Raw genomic sequence first — 22,519 nt, forward strand, 5'->3', positions numbered from 1 at the left:
TTAAAACTTCTTATACAAACGGCGCACTGTTTATTATTTCTACTTTTTCTGCGCCAAGTAAAAAGGATACAAGTTTACCTATCATGCCGACAAATTCCGTAATGACGCGCGATCGTCATCTAATTGATCAAAAACAAGCGCAGCTTAACAAGCGTCAAAAAGAAGGCTTGCCTTTTGACCGTATGCAATCTGAGCTGAACACGCTCATTGAAAAATCAGAAACCCTATATCAAGCACGTCAATCCCGTATGCCAAAGGTGACCTACGATGAAAGTTTGCCTGTTGCGGCTCGTGCCGATGAAATTATCAAGGCCATTCAAGACCACCAAGTAGTGATCATTGCGGGTGAAACGGGCTCAGGTAAAACCACGCAATTGCCTAAGATGTGTTTGCAAGCAGGTCGAGGAGTCGCTGGATTAATTGGTCATACACAACCAAGACGTATTGCCGCTCGCAGTGTGGCTGAGCGTATCAGTGATGAGCTGCAAGTAAATCTTGGTGAGCAAGTGGGTTTTCAGGTTCGTTTTAGTGACGAAAGTAATGAAGAAACCCTGATCAAGTTGATGACGGACGGTATTTTGTTGGCTGAAATTCAGCAAGACAAACGCCTGTACAAATACGACACCATCATCATAGATGAAGCCCACGAGCGTAGTCTGAACATCGACTTTTTGCTTGGCTATTTGAAACAAGTCCTTGCCGCAAGACCCGATTTGAAAGTCATTGTCACATCGGCGACCATAGACGTTGAGCGTTTTTCTGAGCATTTTGAAAACGCGCCTATTATCGAAGTGTCTGGTCGAACTTACCCTGTTGAAATCCGTTATCAGCCCTTGTTAAGCAAATCCGACTCGGAAGAATTAGACGAAGACCAGAGCATGGAGCAAGGCATTTTAGATGCCGTCGAGCTGCTTATCGCAGAGGAGCGCCAGTCAGGATACCGAGGCGCGGGTGATATCTTAGTGTTTTTACCGGGCGAGCGAGAGATTCGGGAAACCGCTGACATTCTCCGTCGTGCAGAACTTCGCAGTACCGAAGTTCTGCCTTTGTACGCGCGATTGAGTGCCAGTGAGCAACAGCGTATTTTCAAATCCCATTCTGGTCGTCGCATTGTGTTGTCGACTAACGTAGCGGAAACCTCCCTAACCGTGCCGGGCATTCGTTATGTCATAGATCCGGGCTTAGCGCGAATCAGTCGCTACAGTGTGCGTTCTAAAGTTCAGCAATTGCCGATTGAAAAGATCAGCCAAGCCAGTGCCAACCAAAGAGCAGGGCGCTGTGGTCGTGTGGCCGATGGTATTTGTATTCGTTTATATGACGAGGAAGATTTTAATAATCGCGCTGAGTTCACCGATCCAGAAATTTTCCGTACCAATTTGGCGTCGGTTATTTTGCAAATGGCCAACCTAAAACTGGGGGCTGTTGAAAAGTTTCCATTTGTTGAAATGCCAGAAAAACGCATGATCAACGATGGTTATCGAGCCTTGACGGAACTCGGGGCGTTGCACAAAGAGCGCTTAACCCCTATTGGTCGTCAACTTGCCAAATTACCTATTGATCCCAAGTTAGGGCGCATCCTGATTGCCGCTGAACAGCACAGCGTGTTGAAAGAGGTCGCTATCATTGTTAGTGCCTTGTCAATTGCGGACCCACGGGAGCGTCCACAAGATAAGAAAACGCAATCCGATCAAGCCCATGCGGTGGACAAAGACGAAGATTCGGACTTTCTTGTCTTTTTGAACTTATGGGACCGATTTGAAGAGCAACGCCAAGCCTTGTCGCAGAATCAATTGCGCCAATATTGTCGTAAACAATTCCTTAACTTCATGCGCATGCGTGAATGGCGTGATATTCATCGACAAATCATGATTGCCTGCAAGCAGTTAGGATTCAAAGAAGTGAACCATGAAGAGCGTCATTACGAAGCGATTCATCGTGCTTTATTGGCGGGTATGTTCACCCAAGTTGCGAACAAAATGGAAGACAGTAAAGACATGCTTGGCTGTCGTTCCCGCAAGTTGTCGATCTTCCCCGGTTCTATGTTATTTAAAAAGCCACCACAGTGGATTATGGCGGCAGAGCTGGTTGAAACCAGCAAACTCTACGCTCGTGTGACCGCGCGTATTGATCCTGCTTGGATCGAAGAATACGCCGCGCCATTTGTGAAGCGTCAGTACTTTGATCCGCATTTTGAGCGTAATCAAGGCCGCATCATGGCGAATGAGCAAGTCTCGCTTTATGGTTTGATTATCGTAGCGAAACGACGTATTGATTACGGTCATGTGAACCCTGTAGAAGCCCGTGAAATATTCATTCGATCAGGACTGGTGGAAGGTGAGTTACGTAGCAAGCAAGCTTTCTATCGCAAGAACCAAGCATTGATTGAGTCTCTTGAAACCCAAGAAGCTAAGTTACGCACTCGTGATATCTTGGTGGATGATGAAGCTGTGTTTGCCTTTTACAATGCGCGATTGCCTGGCGATGTTCGCAATCAAAAAAGCTTAGAATTTTTTGCTAAAAAGCATCCCGATACTCTGTTAATGACCCGAGAAGACCTGATCAATCAAGATGTGTCGGTGGATGATTATGCTTTTCCTGATTCATATGGTCTTAATGGCGTGGCATTACCTATCGATTATACGTTTGATCCAGGTAAAGAGACCGATGGGGCCACACTAAAAGTGCCTGTTGGGTTATTGCGCCAATTGAGTTTAGAGGATCTAAGCTGGGCGGTGCCTGGTTTTATTAAAGAACGGTGCGAAGCCTTATTGCGCGCATTGCCGAAAGTATTACGCCGACGCTTTGTGCCTATTCCTCAATTCGTCGATCGTATCTATCCGAATTTATCGAAAGATAAAGGGGACTTGTTAGAGCAATTAAGTTTGCAGATCAAACGAGAAACTCTGATTGATATTCCGCTGAATGAATGGAATGCCGATAAGCTGGATTCTCATCTAACCTTGAATTTAGAAGTGGTAGATGAGCGTGGAAAAGTGCTTGGAGTCGGTAAGGATCTTGCTCAGTTACAGGCTCAATTCAGCGACATGGTGGAAGAGAGTTTTGCGAAATTTGGCACTAAGAAACATGAGCAAGAAGGTCTAACGGCCTGGCCTGATCAAGACATTCCTGAGCGTCAGCAGATTAAACAAGCGGGGATTAATGTTACGGCTTTTCCTGCGCTGGTGTCTCAAGGGGAGCAAGTGTCGTTAAAAATGTTTGATGACCAACAAACGGCATTGGAAAATCACCGAAAAGGGGTGATTACCTTGCTTAAGCTGACTCTAAACAAAGAAATGCGTTATCTGCAAAAGAATCTTCCGCATCTAAAAGAATCTATGTTGATTTTTGCGCCAATTGGTCAAAAAGAAACGCTACTAGAAGACTTACTGAACGCGGTGTTGGATAAAGTGTTTTTAGATGGTCGACCTTTGCCGAGAACCAGAGCGGAATTTGATAGCAGCCTACAAAATCATAAAGTTAATTTGGTCAGTGTGGCTAACCATATGGCAGACCAGCTTTATCGTGTGCTGTCTTCGTACCAAGGCGTAGCGAAACGTATGAAGGGCAATATTCCCTTGCCGTGGACGCGTATTTACGGCGATATTAAGTTCCAATTACAGAACCTGATTTATCCGGGTTTTATCGGTAATACGCCACTTTTTTGGTTGGGGCAATTACCGCGTTATTTCAAAGGGATTGAGGTAAGATTAGAACGCTTCCAAAATCATTTGAACAAAGAGAACCAATACGTGTCTGAGCTGGAAGGCTTGTGGCAAACCTACATTAAGCAGAAAAAAGCCCATGATGAGAAAGCCTTATACGATCCAGAGTTGATAAAGTACCGTTGGATGTTGGAAGAATACCGTATTTCTTTGTTTGCTCAATCGGTTGGGACGCTGGAGCCCATATCGGCAAAGCGCTTGTCTAAGCAGTGGCAGGAAGTTAAGAAATTGGTTTGATTTTATACCTAAGGTTTTGTTTTTTAGTCAGGTGTGACCTGTGACGTTTTACCCTTTAAGGATAGTGAAAATGTTTAAAGTAATGAGGACTTTACTGTTTGGCTCTATGTTATTGCTTGTGCAATCTTGTGCTCAAGTGCCAGTAGAAACCAAAGGCGATCCATGGGAAGGGTTTAACCGTTCGATGTTTGCCTTTAATGATGCCGTTGATGGGGCGATTTTAAAGCCAGTTGCGAAAGGTTATAAGGCGGTGACACCAACACCTGTTCAAAAAGGGGTGAGCAATTTTTTCTCTAACTTAGGCGAGATTGGCAATATTGCTAATAACTTATTACAAGGTAAGTGGGATGGAACAGCCTCTTCCACATTCCGCTTTTTAATCAATAGTACCGCTGGCTGGTTTGGTATTTTTGATGTGGCCAGCGAGTTGGGTTTAAAAGAATACGATGAGGATTTTGGCCAAACCTTAGGTTATTGGGGAGTCTCCTCTGGTCCTTATCTTGTTTTGCCTTTCTTTGGGCCTTCAACCGTTCGAGATGGATCCGGTTTGGTCGTTACTTATACCTACTTGGATGAGACGGAGTCTCTAAACTTGAATCAAGATGAGAAACTTGGTCTTTTGGCCTTGGATGTCGTGCAGACTCGTGCTCGTTTGCTTAATGCCGAAGGCATGATCATAGGTGACCGCTATAGTTTCATTCGCGATGTGTATTTGCAGAGCCGAGCTTATGACGTTTATGACGGTAATCCTCCAAAACAACAAGTTAACAAAGAGGTAAACTCCGCGGATGATAGTTGGGGAGATGAGCCGGCTGAAGACAGTTGGGGGGATGATTCTACAAGCGACAGTTGGGGCGACGACTCTGCAACGGATAGCTGGGGTGATGAAACAACAACGGATAGCTGGGGGGATGAATCTGCGACCACTCAAGAGGATATTTCTAGCGAAAGCAGTTGGTCTGAATAATTGACGATGAAAAAGCAACTATTAAACTATCAATGGTTCAGTGACAACACGTTTAACAACTCTTTGCTTAACGCTTTCTTGCTTGTTATTGGCTGCTCTTGTGTATTTCTGATTACCCTTAATGTTTATGTAATGCAACTCCCAATCGCTCTCATTGAGTTGGGTATTTTGGCTTTTACTGTGGGTGTTTGGTTTTGTCCTAAAGACTGGCGTTACTATCAATTAGTGAAATTTATCTATGTTAGCCTTCTTTTTTGCTTGATTTTGATTGGGATTGCCGTGTCGCCTTTGTATTCTGGTCGGCAAGTGTGGGTGCTTATTTTTCCCATGGCGTCTTATCTTTTGCTGGGCAAGCGTGCGGGTTTTTGGTTGAGCTTTATTGGCTATAGTGTGGTTAGTGCCATTCTCTTTGAGCGTTTCTACGCTGACTTTGGTGTGGCTCTTGTTCGTATCTTTGTTAACCTAACCTTTACTTATGCTTTCGTGTGGGGGTTAACCTATGGTGCAGAATTAACACATAGAAAGATGCTTAAGACCCTAAGAAAAATCGCTATTACAGATCCGTTAACTGGACTAGCTAATCGGCGTGGTATGGCTGTTAACTATCCGCTTCAGCTTGCGACTCTTGAAGGTAAAGGCGATGATCTCGCGTTTATTTTGATTGATCTAGATGAGTTTAAAAAAATAAACGACCATTATGGTCATGATATTGGTGATGTGGTTCTAATTGATTTTGCAGAAAGACTTAGGGCTCACGCGAATGATAATGAGCATGTGTTTCGTCTAGGTGGAGAAGAGTTTTGCATTTTGATGTCGGCTGAACAAGCTAAAGACTGGGCATTAACGTTTTGCCAGTATGTGGATGGCACTATTTTGAAGTTTGAGGGGATAGATATTCACTATACGATTAGTGTTGGCGTATCTTTTAGTCAAAAAGAGGGCCGAGACTTTAAGCTTTTGTATAAGGCAGCCGATCAGCGTTTGTATAAAGCTAAAAGCCTTGGCCGTAATTGTGTGGTATTAGCAGATTGACGATTTTCGCTGAGGCTAAAAATCAGGAGCATGGTCTATGCTCCTGATTTTTTAATTGAGTTTTTTGTCTGTCGCGAGTGTTATTTTTAATAATTTGCCCGAATCTGTTCCTATATAAAGTATGCCCGATGTGTCTTGAGCAATGGAACGTAGGCGTTCATCTAGATGTTGCAGGTAACGCGTTTCAGTTGTTTTGCCATTCTTATCAATTTTGATTTTATTTAAGTGTCTTAATGCCAATGCCGTTGATAAGAAATCACCGCTCCAGTTTGAGAATAACATCCCTCGATAACGTATTAAGCTGCTTGGCGCGATAGAGGGGATAAATACTTTAGCTGGATTATCTATACCATCTTTTGTTTTGCCTTCACCGACATTAATCGGCCCCCAATACTCTTTACCATAAGATACGATTGGCCAACCATAATTAGCACCAGGGCGAATCAGGTTAATCTCATCACCGCCTCTTGGGCCATGCTCGTTTGACCAAAGAGTATGGGTGTCCGTGTCATAAAAAAGACCTTGTGGGTTACGGTGACCATAGCTCCATATTTCGTTGCGTATGTTGGCATGAGTAACAAAAGGGTTACCCGTTGGCACGCTGCCATCTAAATTTAAACGAATAATGCTGCCTGCATGATTGGTCAAATCCTGCGCATTTTCACGAACGCCGCGATCACCCACTGAAAAGAACACATGCCCTTTATCGTCAAAAGCAATACGGCCACCGAAGTGCTTAGACTCATTGGTAGCGGAATCGGTTACCAATAAATCTTGCCAATTCATTAATGTGTCACCGTCTAGTTTTGCTCTGGCTAATGTGGTTTTAGCGCCTTGGTCAGTAGGTTTCGAATAGGTGAAATACAACCAGCGTTGATCTTTAAATTGAGGGGATTGTGCGACATCCAGTAAACCGCCTTGGCCTCGGTTATCGACTTTGGGCAGTCCTTTCAAAGTCTGTTTTTTACCTGTTTGTAGATTGACCTTGTAAGCAGAACCTTTTTTGATCGTGACGATGGCTTCTTTGTCGTTAAGTAAAGCGATTCCCCAAGGAATACCATCAAATTGGGTGACGGTTTGAACGTTTAAAGAGTTATCTGTAATGGCGTCTGAGGCACTAACATTTAGCGCCATCAGGCCAGCTAAAAATAGAATCCAAGTTTTCATATTAGGCAACCTCTTACCGCGAATTTCTGCGAAGTATATAGAAAATAGTCGCCATATGAGGTTTTGGAAAGGCATTTCCTCAACAATTGCCGATTGCTTACCCAGTTGAATGAAGTATTCAACGAAGTGTTATTTAGGGCCTTAAAGTGTGTGTTTTGCAGGGATAATGCAAAGACTAAAGACGTAAGAATCCTGTCTGAAGAAGCTAACCAAAGTAGCGTTCATTGTCCGCTATGTTCCGTCTAACCACTGCATTGGCCGCAATAATGGCGTTGTTGCCAATGTTGACACCGGGGAGGATTTTCGCCCCGCCGCCAATCCAGACTTTATTGCCAATGTGAATCGGACGAGCAAAACATTCACCCGAAGCACGTAAATCGGCGTCTCTTGGGTGATCAACAGTATAAAGGTGCACGCCAGGGCCAATTAAGACATCATCACCAATATGAATCGGCGCACCGTCTAAAAAGATGCATTGGAAATTGATAAAGACTCTATTGCCAAGGTGAATTTGTGAGCCGTAGTCACACTGAAATCCGGGTTCGATAATCGCGCTGCCGATGGAGCCAAATAAACGTGTGATATGACGCAAGTTGCCTTTACTCGGGTGAGCATTGTATTTGGCACAAGCTAGGCGAGCGGTTTCGCGTCGTAATCTAAGGTCAAGGTCGATTCCATTGAAGGGCTCACCTCGAACCATCTTTTCAAATTCAGTTTGCTTGTTCATCGATTCACTATTTAAAAGTATGTAAAAAGCCTACAAAAAACGCGACCTAAGTCGCGTTTTTAAAGAGCGTGGTAACGCAGTCGTGCTGATTAAAGCATAGAACGTAGCGTTTCTTCTAGTTTACGCTGATCGGCAGCGAAGTTACGAATGCCCTCAGACAGCTTCTCAGTTGCCATCGCATCTTCGTTCATTGCCCAACGGAATTCTGCTTCCGTGATAGCGGCTGGTGCAGCCTTGATGTCGCTTGCTGGCGTTAGTTTACGCTCAAGTTTGCCTTCGTCTTTCTTCAACTCTTCAAGCAAGTTAGGGCTGATAGTCAAACGGTCACAACCTGCTAGCTGCTCGATTTCACCGATGTTACGGAAGCTCGCACCCATAACAACTGTGTTGTAGCCGTGCTGCTTGTAGTAGTTGTAGATTTCAGTAACCGATACCACACCTGGATCTGTTTCGGCTGTGTATTCTTGACCAGTAGATTTTTTGTACCAATCAAGGATACGACCCACGAAAGGAGAGATCAGGTAAACACCGGCTTCGGCACAAGCTTGTGCTTGAGCGAAGGAGAAAAGCAGCGTTAGGTTACAGTTGATGCCTTCTTTCTCTAGCTCTTCTGCTGCCTTGATGCCTTCCCAAGTAGACGCGGCTTTAATAAGCACACGGTCACGAGACACGCCAGCTTCTTCATAAAGAGCAATCAATTTACGTGCTTTTGCTAGTGTCGCTTCTTTGTCAAAAGACAAACGCGCATCGACTTCGGTAGAAATACGGCCAGGGACGTATTTTAGAATTTCAGTACCCACGATAACGGCAAGTTTATCGCCCGCATCCAAAACTTGTTGGTCTTTGTCATTACTTTGCGTTTTTGCCCAAGCTACGGCTTGATCTAGGAAAGGAGCATACTCTGGAATTTGCGCAGCTTTAAGCATCAAAGATGGGTTAGTGGTCGCATCTTGTGGTAAATAATCTTTGATCGCCGTGATATCACCGGTGTCGGCCACAATGGTTGTGAACTCTTTTAACTGAGATAACTTGTTGCTCATTGCTCTTATCCTTTGCGTTGATGATGTTTGACCAATTCAATGGCCTCTAATAATACATTTACCTGTGCGTCAGCTTTATGACCGTTTTCAGACAGGTAGCGACGGAACTGTTTGCCGCCAGCTTCGCCCTGAAAAATACCCAAAATGTGTCGGGTTAGGTGCATTAAGCGTTCGCCTTCATTGAGCTTGCGTTCCACATAAGGAACAAAAGCCTCTAGTGCTTCGTAGCGATCATGAACTAAGGCTTGACCGCCAAATAATACTTCGTCGACTTGGCTTAAAATCCAAGGATTATGGTATGCCTCACGGCCAACCATAACGCCATCTACGTGTGCTAATTGTTCTTTGCACTCATCTAGCGTTTTTATGCCACCGTTTATAATGATTTCAAGGTCAGGGAAATCTTTCTTTAACTGATGCACATAATGATATTTGAGCGGCGGTACTTCGCGATTTTCTTTCGGGCTTAAACCCTCCAAAATCGCATTGCGGGCATGGACAATAAAAGTCGTCACGCCAGTGGTGGCGACATCGCCAACAAAATCTCGTACTACGCTGTAATCTTCCTGATCATCCAAACCAATGCGATGTTTGATCGTCACAGGAATAGAGCAGTTGTCCTGCATAGCGCGCATGGCCTCTTTTACCTTGTCAGGGTGAGCCATTAAACAAGCGCCAATTAAACTGTTTTGCACTCTGTCACTTGGGCAACCGACATTAAGATTAACCTCATCAAAGCCAGCTTGCTCCGCCATTTTTGCGCATTTACCCAAGGCTACGGCGTCAGAACCGCCTAATTGCAACGCAATAGGGTGCTCACACTCATCATAACGTAAGAATCTTTCAGGATGATTGCCCTGAAGCAAGGCTCCAGTGGTCACCATCTCAGTATAGAGCAAGGTATTCTTGCTCAAGGTCCTCGCGAAAACTCGGTAATCAGATGTGGTCCAATCCATCATTGGAGCAATGGAAAATCGACGATCAAGCCTATTGCTTGGGTTTACTGGGGTTGCCCCGTTTTCTAGTGACATGCTTCTACTATCGAATTAATTCAAAAAAGCGCCGCAACATAGGGAAATGTCCCCAGCGACTGATGAGTCACATTATGTCATAAAATTACAAGATAGCTAAGAGTCTAAGGGAAACATTGGGGTTTAAAAGGTGAAAGTGGCATGAAAGGAGACTGGTCCATCGACAAAGTCACCGCACGAGGTGACAGCAAAAGCATCACCTATGCATCAACCATTAACCATCAACCTAACGCCAACAGGCAACCCAAGTTACAACCAACAAATAAGCGATCATGTGATAGAAAGACTCAAGGCTGAATTTGCACAGGGCAATACGGACGTTGCCACAAGGGCCGATGGGAGCTTGACGGATAAGAGGGAAAGTTAGGTTTTATAATTGTCATTGGTTTGTAAGGTTTTTGCTGGAGTTAGATGAGGAAGGCATCTAGGATAAATATATATATATAAAAGGAAATACAGATGTTGAATGAAAAGTTATTTGTCTCGCATTTTGTTGGTGAAGATATTCCTACTTGGCCATGTCCTAATTGTGGTTCTTACTCATTGTCGTGCACGAAAGATCAATTTCAAAAAAGTTATAAAACCCCCATTGATCCAAATCATCCAAATTTTGACCCTGAATGGATTGAGTATGTTTTTAGTATGAATTTAAAGTGTTCAGTTGCTAAATGCTCAAGTCATGTCATGTGTGTTGGTAATGGAGGGGTATCGCAAGAATACCTTCATGATGGTTCGGGTAATTGGGATTGGTTTGATTCATTTGCAGTTACATTTTTTGAACCACCACTACAAATATTTGTACCACCAAAAGAGACTCCACTTGATGTTAAAAAATCTCTTAAAACATCCTTTTCTACATTTTTCTCATCGCCAAGCACAAGCCTAACTCATTTACGTTCTTCTCTAGAGGTGCTTCTTGGTGAAATGGAAGTACCGTCAGTAAATGGAAAAGGGAGATTTTTCAAACTGGAAGAGCGTATTAAATTGCTTCCAGAAGAGTTTCAGGAAATTATAGAGCCAGCCAACGCTATTCGTTGGCTTGGTAATGATGGTACACACGCAGGTTGTCATGTACGTAAAAATGATGTACTTGATGGATATCGAATTTTCGAGCATATACTTAAAGAACTTTATCCTGTACAAAATGCACCTATTGAAGAGTTGGTTAAACGTATCAATGATGCAAAAGGAATTGGTAAGAAAAATTGATATTAAAAATTACTTAATAAGGTAGTTTATGAAGTTTGCGCTCGTGGATGAGGTTAGAAAAGAGCCCTTGAATTCTTTAGAAAATCAACGACTCTGATCCCCTTGAATTTATAAAAATCGCGTCAATTATGACGCTCACAAGCTGTAAAGCTTCAGGATTACGATGACAAATCAAAAAGTATATGATTTTTTTAGAGAGGGTGCTTGGAGTAGCTCATATGCATCACATTATAAGTGTGCTTGGCTATGTCTCTATGAATTTGAGAATATATTGGAAGCTCTCAAAGAGAAAGAAATATCCCTTGAGAGTGAGGCAAAGAAAGTTCCCCCCGAGTTTTATAGCGCATTCATAAGACATGAAACGGATAATTTACACACGGATGCATACCGCTCAGCTACTTCTGCACACATTTATATATGTATGGCGATAGAGGGCTTTATCAATTTCTATGGCGTCAAACGGTTGGGTGAAACATATTACAAGCGTGTTTTAGAGCGTATTGGAATTACCGAAAAATTGATGTTGTTATATTTAGTTTGTTTTGATTATAAACTTGACCCTAATGAAGGGGTCGTAAAATTAATTAGGCAAGTATTTGATCAAAGGAATTCACTGGTTCACCCTAAGACAAAAGAATTTACCTCTAAAAATTCCGACAAGTTTAACTATGTACACCCTTTTGAATTGGAAATTCACCTTGCTTTTGAAGTAATGGAAGGTTTTATAAGTGAAATGTGTTCGAGGGATTCTCAAATAAATAAAGAGTTCCATTTTAAGAAACCCAACAAACCAATTCAGTCGAGTGCTGATGCATTAGCTTATTGAAGCGTTAAATCAACGAAGGGGGTCTAATGAAGTCACGTTCTCGATTAATGCTTGAAAAATCTATCGCTGCAATGCTGTCAGCAATTGAGATATACAACAAGCCTGACTTTAAATATCGTGAGGAGACATTTTCTGTATTATGCATTAATTCTTGGGAACTACTTTTAAAAGCTAAAGTTCTTAATCTGGCAAGTAACAAATTAGCTTCACTCTACTCAATGGAGCACAAAACACTTAAAACAGGAAAAAAATCGACTGTTTTAAGTCCCAAAAAAAACCGTTCTGGAAACCCACTGTCTATTAATATTTTTGAAGCATACAGGGTCACCACCGAGGATTATGGAGTAAAGATAGATAAGGCTGTATTCGATAATTTGATTGCTCTTACCGAGATTAGGGATAACTCGATACATTTTGTAAATGATGACTTACTGTTGTCCTTAAAGATTCAAGAGCTAGGCAGTGCATCTCTTCAAAACTATCTTCATTTAGTATCTTCTTGGTTTGGTGATGTTCTATCAGGATACAATTTTTACCTTATGCCTTTGTCTTTTTTTAGAAATTTCAATGAGGCACCAGGTGTTTCGCTAAATTCAAGTGAAAAGAAAGTACTGGAATACATTAAAAAGTCAGAAGAGGGATATGATGGCACTGAGGACGTAGGCGATTACAACTTAACTCTGAGAATCGATGTAAAGTTTCAGAAGGTTAAAAGTACATCAGGTCTTCCCGTTCAGGTTACGAATGATCCAACAGCGACATCAGTCTTCCTATCAGAAGAGGATTTTACTGATAAATACCCTTGGGACTACGATATTTTGAGTACTCGTTTATCAAAACGATATTCTGATTTCAAAATGAATGCAAAGTATCACAGGTTAAGGAAGCAATTTGAAGGGGATAGGAAATTTGTATACGAACGGCTTCTGAACCCAAATAATCCAAATGGTGGGAAGAAGACTTTTTACAACCCGAATATTCAAAAAGAGTTCGACAAACATTATAAAAAGTAAGTTAACAAGAGATTGAAGTCTACAAAGTGCTAACTTTGTTGTTTACTCTTTCCACTCTCAAACAACTCTTGGTTTACTTTCTTCATTGACCCCACCACAATCTTGATCTAACACTCTTCTTGCATTGGCAAAATCCAGTGTCGGGATTGATCCCCCGTTCTAACCAAAGCGGCCTAAAACACGTACCGCGTGTTTTTTTGTAGCCGAGATTCGGCTTTTATGGTAGGTCTTTGTTGGGCAACCTTCGGGTTGGCCGTTCCTACGGGCGGTAGTGCGAACCTGATTTAGATCCACCACCTTACTGAGATTCGAACCTCACGAGGTGGTCAACTTCATACACAGGAGGCCAAACATGGCTACGGACATTATTTCAAGCATTGACGCACCCATTGTACAAATCACTAACGATCAAACACTACTACCTCGACTGATCTTGCTAAATTCTTTGGCAAGCATCACAGAAACGTTTTACGCAAAATAGTACTGCCTGGAGTTTGGGGTCAGATGAAAAATAGCGCCTAGTCTTCATCTACTCCAAACATCTCCGTGAGCAAAACCAACCACAGACAACCTAGCACTAGCGGAAACAGACAGCTATATCCTCCAAAATAAGGCAACTGCTCAACAACAACGTCAAATCCATGCAGATACAAAGTGATCCCGTTGCCCTTTTATCTAAAGAAGTGATCGAAATGATTCAAGCTATCTGCATTATTCTAGAAGTTCTGGGCCAGATAAATAATCCTTAGCTTCTTGAAATAATCAAACCAAACATCTCAAGCCCATCCCTGCGATGGGCTTTTTCGTTTCTGTTTTCTATTCTTTCTAAGGGGTATTAATGTCTTTCGGAAGTTTGAGATAGGCGTTTAGACTGTTATCTTCATGATAGATTGAGTGAAGGTGGTAAGTATCAAATGCAAAAAAAATTTATTCCAGAATGGATATCGGTGGGTGTGTTAAGTGAAAGGACTGGGGTGTCTGTGTCAGCTTTGCATTTTTATGAAAGGAAAGGGTTGATAAAGAGTCAAAGAAATACATCCAATCACCGGCAATATCCAAAACATGTTATTCGTATAGTCTCTCTGATTCAGGTTGCTCAGCGAACAGGGTTTTCATTGGAAGACATCTTGTTGGAGTTTGAAGAGTTGCCAAATCGAACTCGTGTCACTCTTGAGGATTGGGAAGCATTGGGGTTGAGGTGGCAAAAAGAGTTGGATAGGAAGATTACTCAATTAACGGAGCTAAAAAGCATGATGACCGATTGTATTGGTTGCGGTTGTCTTTCCCTTGAAAGGTGTAAGCTTCTTAATCCGCATGACGAATTGGCTGAAAAAGGGTCAGGACCAAGGCTTATGACGGAATAAAAGCAATCGTCTTGTTAGGCTTATTTCTTCTCCAATATGTCTTTAATTTTTTAAATTGCAGGATGGCTGCTGAGTCCAGCAAGCCCCATGAGCCATTCTTTGACGCAGTGGTTTAAGAAGAGGGGATAAGTCGCTATATTGAAGAAAAATCAAAGTCATGGACAGGTCTTGAACTAACCTACATTTGTTTGAATAAATGCGCGTTATTTCGACTTACTGGTAATATTCTATCAATTCCTTTGAGTAAAACGTTTAAGTAACCGTTCTCGTCTTTGACCACTTGTTTTATATGACTAACCTGAATGATAACTGAGCGATGAATGCGCCAGAACTCATTAGGGTCTAGCTCTTCTAACAATTGTTTGATCGATTTTTTAATTAAAAAGTTACCTTGTTCAGTCACTACCGTGGTGTATTTATCCTCCGCAATGAAGCAGCTCACATCACTGACTTTAATGACATGGATACCATTTCCCTGAGAAGCATTAATCCATTGTAGTGACTGATGTGTATGTTGGGGGAGTAATTTAGTCAATTGTTTGGCGTCAAGTTCATATTTGACTGTTGTTTGCGAACGTTTCTTTAATCGCTGAATGCACTCTAGTAAACGCTTTTCATCTACAGGCTTTAATAAATAATCCAAAGCTTCATGTTCGAACGCAGCGACCGCATGTTCATCATATGCGGTAACAAATACCAGATTACCACTATAGCTCGATTCACGAAGTGCTTTGGCCGTTTCAATCCCGCTAATTCCGGGCATTTTTATGTCCATAAAAATAGTGTGAATATTAAGTTCATTCGCGACATTCAACGCTTCTACGCCGGAGCCAACCGCGATAGTTTGGTCAATATCTTCCCAAAGTTCTTGCAATAGCTTCTGTAGGTGAAAACGTAATAATGGTTCATCATCTACCACCATAACATGTACCAAATTTTCTGATTTAGTGTCCGGCATTTCCCATTCCTAACATGGCAGAAGGTTGCAAGTTTAATGGCCAACTAAGTTGAACTTGGCAACCTGAAATCTGTTTCTGTTCATTTAATACATTATTGATCTCAAAACGAGCGTGCTCCCCATAAATCAAGAGCAGCCTTTGGCGAATATTTTTTAAAGCTATACCATGCTTATTGTCTGTGGTATCGGATTCTTGCCAGTTCGGTTTTAATCCAGCACCCGTATCACGAATGGAGACATAGCAGTTTTCATCATCAATACGCACAGAGACGGCAATGAATCCTCCTTCTAAACTCGGTTCAATGCCGTGAACAATCGCATTTTCAACCAATGGTTGTAGTAGGAATGGAGGGCACTCGGCTTTTTCTATAGCTCCTAGTTTTTGTATTTGAAAATTTAGCCTATCCCCCATTCGCACCTTTTGAATAGATAGATACGCGGCGACTAGGTCCAATTCTTCAACTAATTTAATACGCGGCTGTTTTATCTTGCTCATAGAAACTCTTAGCAAGCTGGTTAAATCGTCTAGCATGCGTTTGGCATCATTAGGTCGAATGTCAATTAAGACCTGAATGTTAGCAAGCGTATTGAATAGAAAATGCGGCTCAATTTGAGATTGCAGCATTTGGTAATTAGATTCTGCCAGTTGTTTTTCTTGCATGAGCGCTTTCATTTTCTGCTCTTGCAGCTCTTGCTCTTTTCGACTGAGTCTATGAGCATTATAAAAAATGTAAGTTACCAGCATGCTAAAAAGCACTTTCAAAAGCAGGTCTGACCAAGACGCATTCAGCACAGCATCAACGGAGTCATAAACTTGGTATAGTAAATAGCACATACCAATAATAACGCCGCCTAAGTAGCCTAATATTGTCGCCTTAAGGATAGATAACTTATCTTTTAAGTAATAAAGACTCAGCCGAATACAGGAAAAACAGGCTGCACCAAATACCAAAGATATTTGCAAGGTCATCCAGAACTCACCCGCTTTGGTGATCCAAATAACCACGGCAATCAAGGTACAATAAATCAGTACGGTTAAAGTGTCTTTGAGTAATTCATGACGATGCCAAAACGTCTTAAAAGGAAGTTTATGCATAAGCTATTTCTCGTTTGTATTTAACTAACTTATAACTGCCCATCACGAAAAACCATAGCATGCACCCAACCCCAAAAATGCCTCCCAAATACTCTAACATAGGTGCGGCTGTTAACACTCCTACACAGCCAAACACAAGAGCGATACTTCTTAATAAAGGCGCAAGTGAGCAATGTGTATTCAAACTGAGCCCCATTGCAATCAACCAAAGGCCACCAACAATTTCATTACCACCACCCATACCATTAATCAGCATTTGTAGGTTGTACCATTGCGAAATAGCCAGTTCTTGATGTTGACCCATAAGCTCCAGAATCATATGAGTCCCCACGTTGGCTAACATACCCGTAACAATGGTAATACCAGCCCAGAGATACCCTAAAATTAAGGCAAAGGACCGAAAAAAACCTGTTACTAGGTGTGTTTTTATACTGATTTGAAAGCCAATTAATGCCAAACCAAATAGAATATAAATAACAAAGTACCATACATAAAGTAAGGTTGAATAAGAGGCTATAAATTCCAACTGAGGTAGGACGGCTTGTGCAGTATCCCCATATGATACATACGAAAGTAAGGCTACATAAACAATCATTCCCACTAGAAAGCTAAGCCCAGCTATCCAACTTGTTGTGCCGGTTAATAAGTTATTTTTCATCTTGGTGCGCCTATTGTTATTCATTGTTTAAAACTGATAAAAAACAGAGAACGCGCCACTCCAGTAATTCGAGCGCTTAACGATTGGACTATCAGCGATTGCTTCTCCTAAATGGTCATACGCTACTCTTGTCGCAAGATGCCATTTAGCCGTAATCGGGTAAACATGCGTTAACGAAAGGTTGGTATTCGTTGCGGCTTCACCTTTGTAAGCTGAAAAACGGCTATTGCTTTCTTTGGAACTTACGCCGTAATAATAGTCCACTAACTCATCAGATTGATGTTGTATCGCTGCAGCAGGGATGAATGTTCCTAATCTGGTTTGAAGCTTTTTAGAGAGCATGAGTTTAGCTTCATAGCCTTCGTGAGTATTAGATACATCCGTTGATATAGCCGTTGTGATATCTACAATGGGAGTGTAATGAGTCCATTGTAGTGCTAGTTCGGTCGCGTCATCACGTTTGTCAAAATGTTTTAGAAGGTCGTTATCCTCTTTATCAAAGACCGACTCTCGCATTAGAAATACACTGCTAAATTGATCGTTTGTGCCTACTTTTTTCGTTAAACCTATTCCTTCTGGTCCCACGATGAACATACCGTACTGAACATTCAAATACGGATGAATTTTGACATCATTGTCTTCGCCAATGACATGATTTTGTTCGCCTAATAATGAAAGCCCAAGGTTGGCATTTAACTCGGTTGCATTGGCAAACAGGCTAACACTTGCTAACAGAATAGGGGCACTCCATTTAGTCGTTGTTACTAAGGTACGCATTTTCATCTCTTTACTCTTTTTTCTCTGTTGATGGGTATTTTTAAAGAATGCACTCCAAAAGTGCGGGCTAAAGATCACATAAAATAAACTGGGCGAAATGATCAGGTGACGAAAGGTCGTATTAAGAGATAAATGGAAAAATACGGGGATGAGATGTTTAACGGGAAAAGCTTTGATGTGTAGAAGACTCGAAAATTCGTATTGCTAACTTCATGCAGAGATGAGTCTGTATATTTTTTAATTTTCTTTATTTTTCAAATAATTAAAGTAGTCATGAAAGCAATAATTTCTTTGTGGGGCTTTGCAAATCATGATGTCAGGTGGCGATGAACTCTAAGGGAATAAGCTATTTTTATAAGAAGGTATTTGTGTACGCTCGTCTGGTAAAAAATTGATCATGAAGCGGTCGTTTTTAGTGCGTTATGTCAGAAATACGACTTGTTTTTTGGCTTTTTCATTACAGTTCTATATATCTTTTATTTTGTGAAAATACCGCTAGAGGTTGTTTTTTGTTCATTATTACGGTGTTTTTGTTGAAAAATTTACCAAAAAAGCCATTCTTGTGTGTTTATTATTTTATGGATTTTAGTGCTTCTTGGTTTTGGTAAGATTTTTGAATGTTAAACAAAACGTAAATATTTAGACTTGTAAGTAATAAAAATTATCACTATGCTAAATAAACGTTAAGTCGTTCTCCAACAATGATTTACGCATTATGTTTAACAACAGAGAGCCGTTATGGTTACAAAACTCGAAGTTAAGAACTTATACAAAATTTTTGGTGAGCATCCGAAGAAAGCTCTGAAGATGCTAGACAAAGGCATAAACAAAGACGAAATTTTTCAAAAAACGGGTCAGACGGTCGGCGTAAAAAATGCCAGTTTGTCCATCGAAGAAGGTGAGATTTTTGTGGTGATGGGACTTTCGGGTTCTGGTAAATCAACCCTTGTTCGTCTACTAAATCGTCTTATTGAACCAACACAAGGCCAAGTCCTCATTGATGGCCATGACATTACCAAAGTCGATGACAAGGCGTTACGTGATATTCGTCGAACTAAAATCAGCATGGTCTTCCAATCTTTTGCCTTAATGCCACATATGAATGTGATTGATAATACGGCATTTGGTCTAGAGCTTTCTGGAGTCGACGTGAAAGAGCGTCATGAAAAAGCGCAAAGTGCACTTGCTCAAGTCGGCTTGGAATCCCATGCGAATAGTTATCCCGATGAATTATCTGGTGGTATGCAGCAACGCGTTGGCCTTGCTAGAGCCTTGACAAATGATCCCGATATTCTACTAATGGATGAGGCTTTTTCCGCCCTTGATCCTCTTATCCGAACTGAAATGCAGGACGAATTAGTTCGACTACAGTCTGAACATCAACGAACTGTCGTGTTTATTTCCCATGACCTTGATGAAGCAATGCGTATTGGTGATCGAATTGCCATCATGCAGGGCGGTGAGGTTGTGCAAGTCGGTACTCCTGATGATATTTTGCATAATCCGGCAAACGATTACGTTCGCTCCTTCTTCAAAGGGGTGGATGTCAGTAACGTATTTAGTGCTAAAGATATAGCTTCCAGATCAAGACTGACGCTTATTAAGAAAGATTCAAGCGAAGGTTTGCGTGCTGGTTTACAGCTATTGAATGATCACGATCGAGATTATGGTTATGTGATTGATAAAAGCCAACGCTTCTTAGGCGTCGTGTCGACAGGTTCGTTGCTTGATGTCATTAAGAATAAACAAACGCTTACCGAAGCCATGATTGATGAAGTTGAGGCGATTTCTGCGGATACGTCTATTAGAGATATCATTTCTATCGTTGCTCACGCGCCATGTGCTGTGCCCGTCATTGATGATCAGCAGAAGTACGTAGGTGTTATCAGTAAAGCGCGTTTACTAGAAACATTGGATAGGGAGGCTTCTGTATGAGTACTGATTCAAATCCATGGGCAACCACCGCTTCAGACGACACTGGGGCTGCAGAATCGACAGCCAGTAATCCTTGGGGCGGTGCTGCTTCGACACAAAGTTCCGATGCGGCATCAATGTCTGCGAGTAATGTCCCCGTTGAACACACTGATTTTAGTTTACTTCATCCTTTCCAAGAAGTTTGGATCCCTCTTGATAACTGGATTGAAACGGGGGTGAATTGGGTTGTCACCAATTTCCGTCCTTTCTTTACTGCAGTTAAAGCCCCGGTAGACGCAACCTTGACGGCAGTTGATAGTGCATTTAATGCCGCACCACCGCTTCTCGTCATCATTTTGTTTGGCTTGCTTGCTTGGCAATTATCAGGACGACGTTTGGCTATTGGCTCTGTCGTTGGCCTGTTAACGCTTGGTGCTATTGGTGCTTGGCAACAATCCATGACGACGCTGGCTTTGGTCGTAACGTCAGTGTTGTTCTGTATCATTCTGGGAATTCCGACGGGTATTGCGATGGCTCGAAGTGATCGCGCTGCCAAAGTGATTCGTCCAATTTTGGATATTATGCAAACCACACCTGCATTTGTTTATTTGGTTCCAATCGTAATGCTTTTTGGTATCGGTAACGTACCTGGGGTCATTGTAACCATCATCTTTGCCGTTGCGCCTGTTATTCGTTTAACCAATCTCGGTATTAGACAAGTGCCAGGTGATTTAATTGAAGCGGCTAACTCGTTCGGTGCGGATAAAAAACAGATGTTGTTCAAAGTCCAATTACCTCTAGCGATGCCGACTATTATGGCCGGTGTTAACCAAACTTTAATGTTGGGTTTATCTATGGTGGTTATTGCATCGATGATCTCAGTCGGTGGATTGGGTCTAATGGTATTGCGCGGTATTGGCCGTTTAGATATTGGACTCGCGACCATCGGTGGTATCGGTATTGTCATCCTCGCCGTTATTTTAGATCGCATGACGCAATCACTTGGACAAGATGCTCGTCAGCGTGGTACTCGTCATTGGTATGAAACTGGACCAATTGGCTTATTACTTGCGCTTAAAAAATGAAAACTAATACGTTTACAAAAAACTCATTCAAAGGAGATGTTCCAATGAAAAAGGTAATTACACTAACTTCACTTGCCGCACTGTTTAGTGGTGCTGTTTTAGCAGATGGTCACTTACCTGGTGAGGGTGTAAAAGTCACAGCTGTACAAAGTACGATTGCAGAAGAGACATTCCAGACTGTTGTTGTCAATAAAGCATTAGAGAAATTGGGCTATGATGTTCAGCCTATCAAAGAAGTAGACTACAGTGCCGCTTACACTTCTGTTGCTAATGGTGATGCACAGTATCTTGCGGTGAACTGGTATCCACTTCATAACACTATGTATAAAAATGCTGGTGGTGACGACAAATTTTATCGCGCCGGCTTCTATATTGAAGGGGCTGCACAAGGTTATCTTATTGACAAAAAAACCGCTGATAAATATGACATTACGAATATAGCGGATTTTAAAGATCCAAAAATTGCAGCCTTATTTGATACGAATGGTGATGGCAAAGCAGACTTAACTGGTTGTCAGGCTGGCTGGGGTTGTGAAGGTGTTATTGAACATCAGCTAGATGCCTTCGGTTTACGTGATAGGATCACGCATAATCAGGGACAATACGCGGCGATTATTTCTGACACCATTGCGCGTTTCAATGAAGGTGAGTCGATCTTTTATTACACTTGGACACCGTATTGGGTATCAGGCAAACTCGTTCCTGGTCGTGATGTTGTATGGTTAGAAGTACCTTATTCTTCAAATCCAAATAACACTGATACAGCGCTACCGAATGGCAAAAACTACGGTTTTGACATCAACAGTGAGCGAATTGTTGCCAACAAAGCGTTTGCTGAAGCGAATCCAGCCGCTAAAAAATTATTTGAAATCATGAAGCTACCAATTAACGCAGTGAGTGCTGAGAATATGTTGATTGCTGATGGTGAAGATTCCCAGCGTGATATCGCTATCCATGCTGATAATTGGATTAGTGCTAACCAAGCGACGTTTGATGGCTGGATCTCTGAAGCTAAGAAAGCCGCTAAATAAAAGCGCTTTGCTAACAAGGTTCCAGCTTTTTAACCTAATTGAATGTTGGAATTATAAGAAAGTAATACTAAAGGATGCTGTATTTATACAGTGTCCTTTTTTATTGTTAAGTGATGAATGACATAGAGTCATGATCATAAAAAATGCCTTTCATTGCTTGGTAATGAAAGGCATTTTGCTGTCTTGTTTTCTAAATTATTCTTTTATTCTAATGTCCTTTTACACTATAGGACGTTCTTCATATTGCGGTTTGTCATCGCAGATATCGTACCATTCCGCTTTAGACCCAACAAAAATGTGCGAGGAAGGCTTGCCATCAATTTTCGTATCGAGTGTGCCTATGCGTAGGCGAAGTAGCTCTGGCATATTTGGACGTCGACTATAAAGTGGTGAGGCACACTGTTTGCAGAAGACTCGAAACACTCCAGGAGTAGATTCGTATTCCGCTAGTAGTTCTTTCCCTTTTAAAAGGGTAAAAGCTGTGGTTGGAATGGCCGCATTGGCAGCAAAGGCAGAACCGTTAGCTTTGCGACATTTTTGGCAGTGGCACTGCATTATGTCACCCAGATCGCCTTTTATTTCGTATTGAATGCCATTACATAAACAGCTTCCAGATAACATGCTCTTCTCCTAAATATCGGTGGGTTATAACTATGTTTAGCTGA

Annotated in this window: 21 protein-coding genes; 12 read left to right on the forward strand and 9 right to left on the reverse strand. The window is 41.8% G+C overall.

The genetic code is table 11. The features are described 5' to 3' along the window. The first annotated feature begins 83 nt into the window (after positions 1 to 83). From hrpA to C0J08_RS09865, 3 genes are all read left to right on the forward strand, one after another. Positions 84 to 3,959 (forward strand): ATP-dependent RNA helicase HrpA, encoded by a 3,876-nt coding sequence (gene hrpA, locus C0J08_RS09855; RefSeq protein WP_212655958.1) that lies wholly within the window; start codon positions 84 to 86, stop codon positions 3,957 to 3,959. A 70-nt stretch (positions 3,960 to 4,029) separates the two neighbouring features. Continuing rightward, entirely contained in the window at positions 4,030 to 4,926 is an 897-nt protein-coding gene (locus C0J08_RS09860) for an MlaA family lipoprotein (protein ID WP_212655959.1), read from the forward strand. A 6-nt stretch (positions 4,927 to 4,932) separates the two neighbouring features. Continuing rightward, positions 4,933 to 5,958 carry a GGDEF domain-containing protein gene (locus C0J08_RS09865; RefSeq protein WP_249344613.1) on the forward strand — a complete coding sequence of 342 codons (1,026 nt, stop codon included), beginning with the start codon at positions 4,933 to 4,935 and terminating at the stop codon, positions 5,956 to 5,958. Between the two features lie 51 nt (positions 5,959 to 6,009). Here the strand turns inward: C0J08_RS09865 and C0J08_RS09870 are convergent, their stop codons facing one another. From C0J08_RS09870 to dusA, 4 genes are all read right to left on the reverse strand, one after another. Beyond that, on the reverse strand, positions 6,010 to 7,125 hold the full coding sequence (locus tag C0J08_RS09870) for a PQQ-dependent sugar dehydrogenase (protein WP_212655960.1): 1,116 nt from the start codon (positions 7,123 to 7,125) through the stop codon (positions 6,010 to 6,012). Positions 7,126 to 7,330: 205 nt separating this feature from the next. Further along, a complete protein-coding gene (locus tag C0J08_RS09875) occupies positions 7,331 to 7,852 on the reverse strand; it encodes a sugar O-acetyltransferase (protein ID WP_212655961.1) in 522 nt (173 codons plus the stop codon). An 89-nt stretch (positions 7,853 to 7,941) separates the two neighbouring features. Beyond that, positions 7,942 to 8,892, reverse strand: coding sequence for a transaldolase (gene tal, locus C0J08_RS09880; RefSeq protein ID WP_212655962.1), 951 nt, complete (start codon positions 8,890 to 8,892; stop codon positions 7,942 to 7,944). Between the two features lie 5 nt (positions 8,893 to 8,897). Next, on the reverse strand, positions 8,898 to 9,923 hold the full coding sequence (gene dusA, locus C0J08_RS09885; RefSeq protein ID WP_212655963.1) for a tRNA dihydrouridine(20/20a) synthase DusA: 1,026 nt from the start codon (positions 9,921 to 9,923) through the stop codon (positions 8,898 to 8,900). Between the two features lie 202 nt (positions 9,924 to 10,125). Between dusA and C0J08_RS09890 the strand changes: the two genes are divergently transcribed. From C0J08_RS09890 to soxR, 6 genes are all read left to right on the forward strand, one after another. Continuing rightward, a complete protein-coding gene (locus C0J08_RS09890) occupies positions 10,126 to 10,290 on the forward strand; it encodes a hypothetical protein (RefSeq protein ID WP_212655964.1) in 165 nt (54 codons plus the stop codon). A gap of 92 nt (positions 10,291 to 10,382) precedes the next feature. After that, on the forward strand, positions 10,383 to 11,132 hold the full coding sequence (locus C0J08_RS09895; RefSeq protein ID WP_212655965.1) for a DUF8608 domain-containing protein: 750 nt from the start codon (positions 10,383 to 10,385) through the stop codon (positions 11,130 to 11,132). A 163-nt stretch (positions 11,133 to 11,295) separates the two neighbouring features. After that, positions 11,296 to 11,958 carry a hypothetical protein gene (locus tag C0J08_RS09900; protein ID WP_212655966.1) on the forward strand — a complete coding sequence of 221 codons (663 nt, stop codon included), beginning with the start codon at positions 11,296 to 11,298 and terminating at the stop codon, positions 11,956 to 11,958. Between the two features lie 26 nt (positions 11,959 to 11,984). Continuing rightward, entirely contained in the window at positions 11,985 to 12,971 is a 987-nt protein-coding gene (locus C0J08_RS09905) for a DUF3644 domain-containing protein (protein WP_212655967.1), read from the forward strand. 352 nt (positions 12,972 to 13,323) lie between these two features. Continuing rightward, the gene (locus C0J08_RS22730; RefSeq protein ID WP_283247162.1) at positions 13,324 to 13,452 is read left to right on the forward strand and encodes a hypothetical protein; all 129 of its coding nucleotides are present in this window, start codon (positions 13,324 to 13,326) and stop codon (positions 13,450 to 13,452) included. 433 nt (positions 13,453 to 13,885) lie between these two features. Beyond that, positions 13,886 to 14,335 (forward strand): redox-sensitive transcriptional activator SoxR, encoded by a 450-nt coding sequence (gene soxR, locus C0J08_RS09910; protein WP_212655968.1) that lies wholly within the window; start codon positions 13,886 to 13,888, stop codon positions 14,333 to 14,335. Between the two features lie 178 nt (positions 14,336 to 14,513). On the opposite strand, the gene C0J08_RS09915 is transcribed toward soxR, so the two are convergent. The 4 genes from C0J08_RS09915 to C0J08_RS09930 are packed head-to-tail and all read right to left on the reverse strand — an operon-like array spanning position 14,514 to position 17,824. Next, entirely contained in the window at positions 14,514 to 15,293 is a 780-nt protein-coding gene (locus C0J08_RS09915; RefSeq protein ID WP_212655969.1) for a LytR/AlgR family response regulator transcription factor, read from the reverse strand. Further along, positions 15,280 to 16,389 (reverse strand): sensor histidine kinase, encoded by a 1,110-nt coding sequence (locus tag C0J08_RS09920; protein WP_212655970.1) that lies wholly within the window; start codon positions 16,387 to 16,389, stop codon positions 15,280 to 15,282. The genes C0J08_RS09915 and C0J08_RS09920 overlap by 14 nt, the downstream gene beginning before the upstream one ends. Further along, on the reverse strand, positions 16,382 to 17,047 hold the full coding sequence (locus C0J08_RS09925; protein ID WP_212655971.1) for a hypothetical protein: 666 nt from the start codon (positions 17,045 to 17,047) through the stop codon (positions 16,382 to 16,384). Before C0J08_RS09925 ends, C0J08_RS09920 begins: the two co-directional genes overlap by 8 nt. 27 nt (positions 17,048 to 17,074) lie before the next feature. Beyond that, positions 17,075 to 17,824: a MipA/OmpV family protein gene (locus tag C0J08_RS09930; RefSeq protein WP_212655972.1), complete on the reverse strand. Its 750-nt coding sequence runs from the start codon at positions 17,822 to 17,824 to the stop codon at positions 17,075 to 17,077. Between the two features lie 738 nt (positions 17,825 to 18,562). On the opposite strand from C0J08_RS09930, the gene proV reads away from it, so the two are divergent. Genes proV through proX form a run of 3 tightly spaced genes read left to right on the forward strand, consistent with a single transcriptional unit; the run spans position 18,563 to position 21,854 of the window. Then, positions 18,563 to 19,759 carry a glycine betaine/L-proline ABC transporter ATP-binding protein ProV gene (gene proV / locus C0J08_RS09935; protein WP_212655973.1) on the forward strand — a complete coding sequence of 399 codons (1,197 nt, stop codon included), beginning with the start codon at positions 18,563 to 18,565 and terminating at the stop codon, positions 19,757 to 19,759. After that, a complete protein-coding gene (proW, locus tag C0J08_RS09940) occupies positions 19,756 to 20,823 on the forward strand; it encodes a glycine betaine/L-proline ABC transporter permease ProW (RefSeq protein ID WP_212655974.1) in 1,068 nt (355 codons plus the stop codon). Before proV ends, proW begins: the two co-directional genes overlap by 4 nt. 44 nt (positions 20,824 to 20,867) lie before the next feature. Continuing rightward, the gene (gene proX, locus C0J08_RS09945; RefSeq protein WP_212655975.1) at positions 20,868 to 21,854 is read left to right on the forward strand and encodes a glycine betaine/L-proline ABC transporter substrate-binding protein ProX; all 987 of its coding nucleotides are present in this window, start codon (positions 20,868 to 20,870) and stop codon (positions 21,852 to 21,854) included. A gap of 219 nt (positions 21,855 to 22,073) precedes the next feature. On the opposite strand, the gene C0J08_RS09950 is transcribed toward proX, so the two are convergent. After that, positions 22,074 to 22,475, reverse strand: a complete 402-nt coding sequence (locus tag C0J08_RS09950; protein ID WP_212655976.1) for a GFA family protein — start codon at positions 22,473 to 22,475, stop codon at positions 22,074 to 22,076. Positions 22,476 to 22,519: the final 44 nt, after the last annotated feature.

The sequence above is a fragment of the Marinomonas sp. CT5 genome (assembly GCF_018336975.1).
GTDB lineage: Bacteria > Pseudomonadota > Gammaproteobacteria > Pseudomonadales > Marinomonadaceae > Marinomonas.

What these genes read in the sequence shown, in the direction of transcription:
- hrpA (WP_212655958.1), top strand. Translation starts at nt 84, where the DNA reads ATGCCGACAAATTCCGTAATGACGCGCGATCGTCATCTAATTGATCAA.
- C0J08_RS09860 (WP_212655959.1), top strand. Translation starts at nt 4,030, where the DNA reads ATGTTTAAAGTAATGAGGACTTTACTGTTTGGCTCTATGTTATTGCTT.
- C0J08_RS09865 (WP_249344613.1), top strand. Translation starts at nt 4,933, where the DNA reads ATGAAAAAGCAACTATTAAACTATCAATGGTTCAGTGACAACACGTTT.
- C0J08_RS09870 (WP_212655960.1), bottom strand. Translation starts at nt 7,125, where the DNA reads ATGAAAACTTGGATTCTATTTTTAGCTGGCCTGATGGCGCTAAATGTT.
- C0J08_RS09875 (WP_212655961.1), bottom strand. Translation starts at nt 7,852, where the DNA reads ATGAACAAGCAAACTGAATTTGAAAAGATGGTTCGAGGTGAGCCCTTC.
- tal (WP_212655962.1), bottom strand. Translation starts at nt 8,892, where the DNA reads ATGAGCAACAAGTTATCTCAGTTAAAAGAGTTCACAACCATTGTGGCC.
- dusA (WP_212655963.1), bottom strand. Translation starts at nt 9,923, where the DNA reads ATGTCACTAGAAAACGGGGCAACCCCAGTAAACCCAAGCAATAGGCTT.
- C0J08_RS09890 (WP_212655964.1), top strand. Translation starts at nt 10,126, where the DNA reads ATGCATCAACCATTAACCATCAACCTAACGCCAACAGGCAACCCAAGT.
- C0J08_RS09895 (WP_212655965.1), top strand. Translation starts at nt 10,383, where the DNA reads ATGTTGAATGAAAAGTTATTTGTCTCGCATTTTGTTGGTGAAGATATT.
- C0J08_RS09900 (WP_212655966.1), top strand. Translation starts at nt 11,296, where the DNA reads ATGACAAATCAAAAAGTATATGATTTTTTTAGAGAGGGTGCTTGGAGT.
- C0J08_RS09905 (WP_212655967.1), top strand. Translation starts at nt 11,985, where the DNA reads ATGAAGTCACGTTCTCGATTAATGCTTGAAAAATCTATCGCTGCAATG.
- C0J08_RS22730 (WP_283247162.1), top strand. Translation starts at nt 13,324, where the DNA reads ATGGCTACGGACATTATTTCAAGCATTGACGCACCCATTGTACAAATC.
- soxR (WP_212655968.1), top strand. Translation starts at nt 13,886, where the DNA reads ATGCAAAAAAAATTTATTCCAGAATGGATATCGGTGGGTGTGTTAAGT.
- C0J08_RS09915 (WP_212655969.1), bottom strand. Translation starts at nt 15,293, where the DNA reads ATGCCGGACACTAAATCAGAAAATTTGGTACATGTTATGGTGGTAGAT.
- C0J08_RS09920 (WP_212655970.1), bottom strand. Translation starts at nt 16,389, where the DNA reads ATGCATAAACTTCCTTTTAAGACGTTTTGGCATCGTCATGAATTACTC.
- C0J08_RS09925 (WP_212655971.1), bottom strand. Translation starts at nt 17,047, where the DNA reads ATGAAAAATAACTTATTAACCGGCACAACAAGTTGGATAGCTGGGCTT.
- C0J08_RS09930 (WP_212655972.1), bottom strand. Translation starts at nt 17,824, where the DNA reads ATGCGTACCTTAGTAACAACGACTAAATGGAGTGCCCCTATTCTGTTA.
- proV (WP_212655973.1), top strand. Translation starts at nt 18,563, where the DNA reads ATGGTTACAAAACTCGAAGTTAAGAACTTATACAAAATTTTTGGTGAG.
- proW (WP_212655974.1), top strand. Translation starts at nt 19,756, where the DNA reads ATGAGTACTGATTCAAATCCATGGGCAACCACCGCTTCAGACGACACT.
- proX (WP_212655975.1), top strand. Translation starts at nt 20,868, where the DNA reads ATGAAAAAGGTAATTACACTAACTTCACTTGCCGCACTGTTTAGTGGT.
- C0J08_RS09950 (WP_212655976.1), bottom strand. Translation starts at nt 22,475, where the DNA reads ATGTTATCTGGAAGCTGTTTATGTAATGGCATTCAATACGAAATAAAA.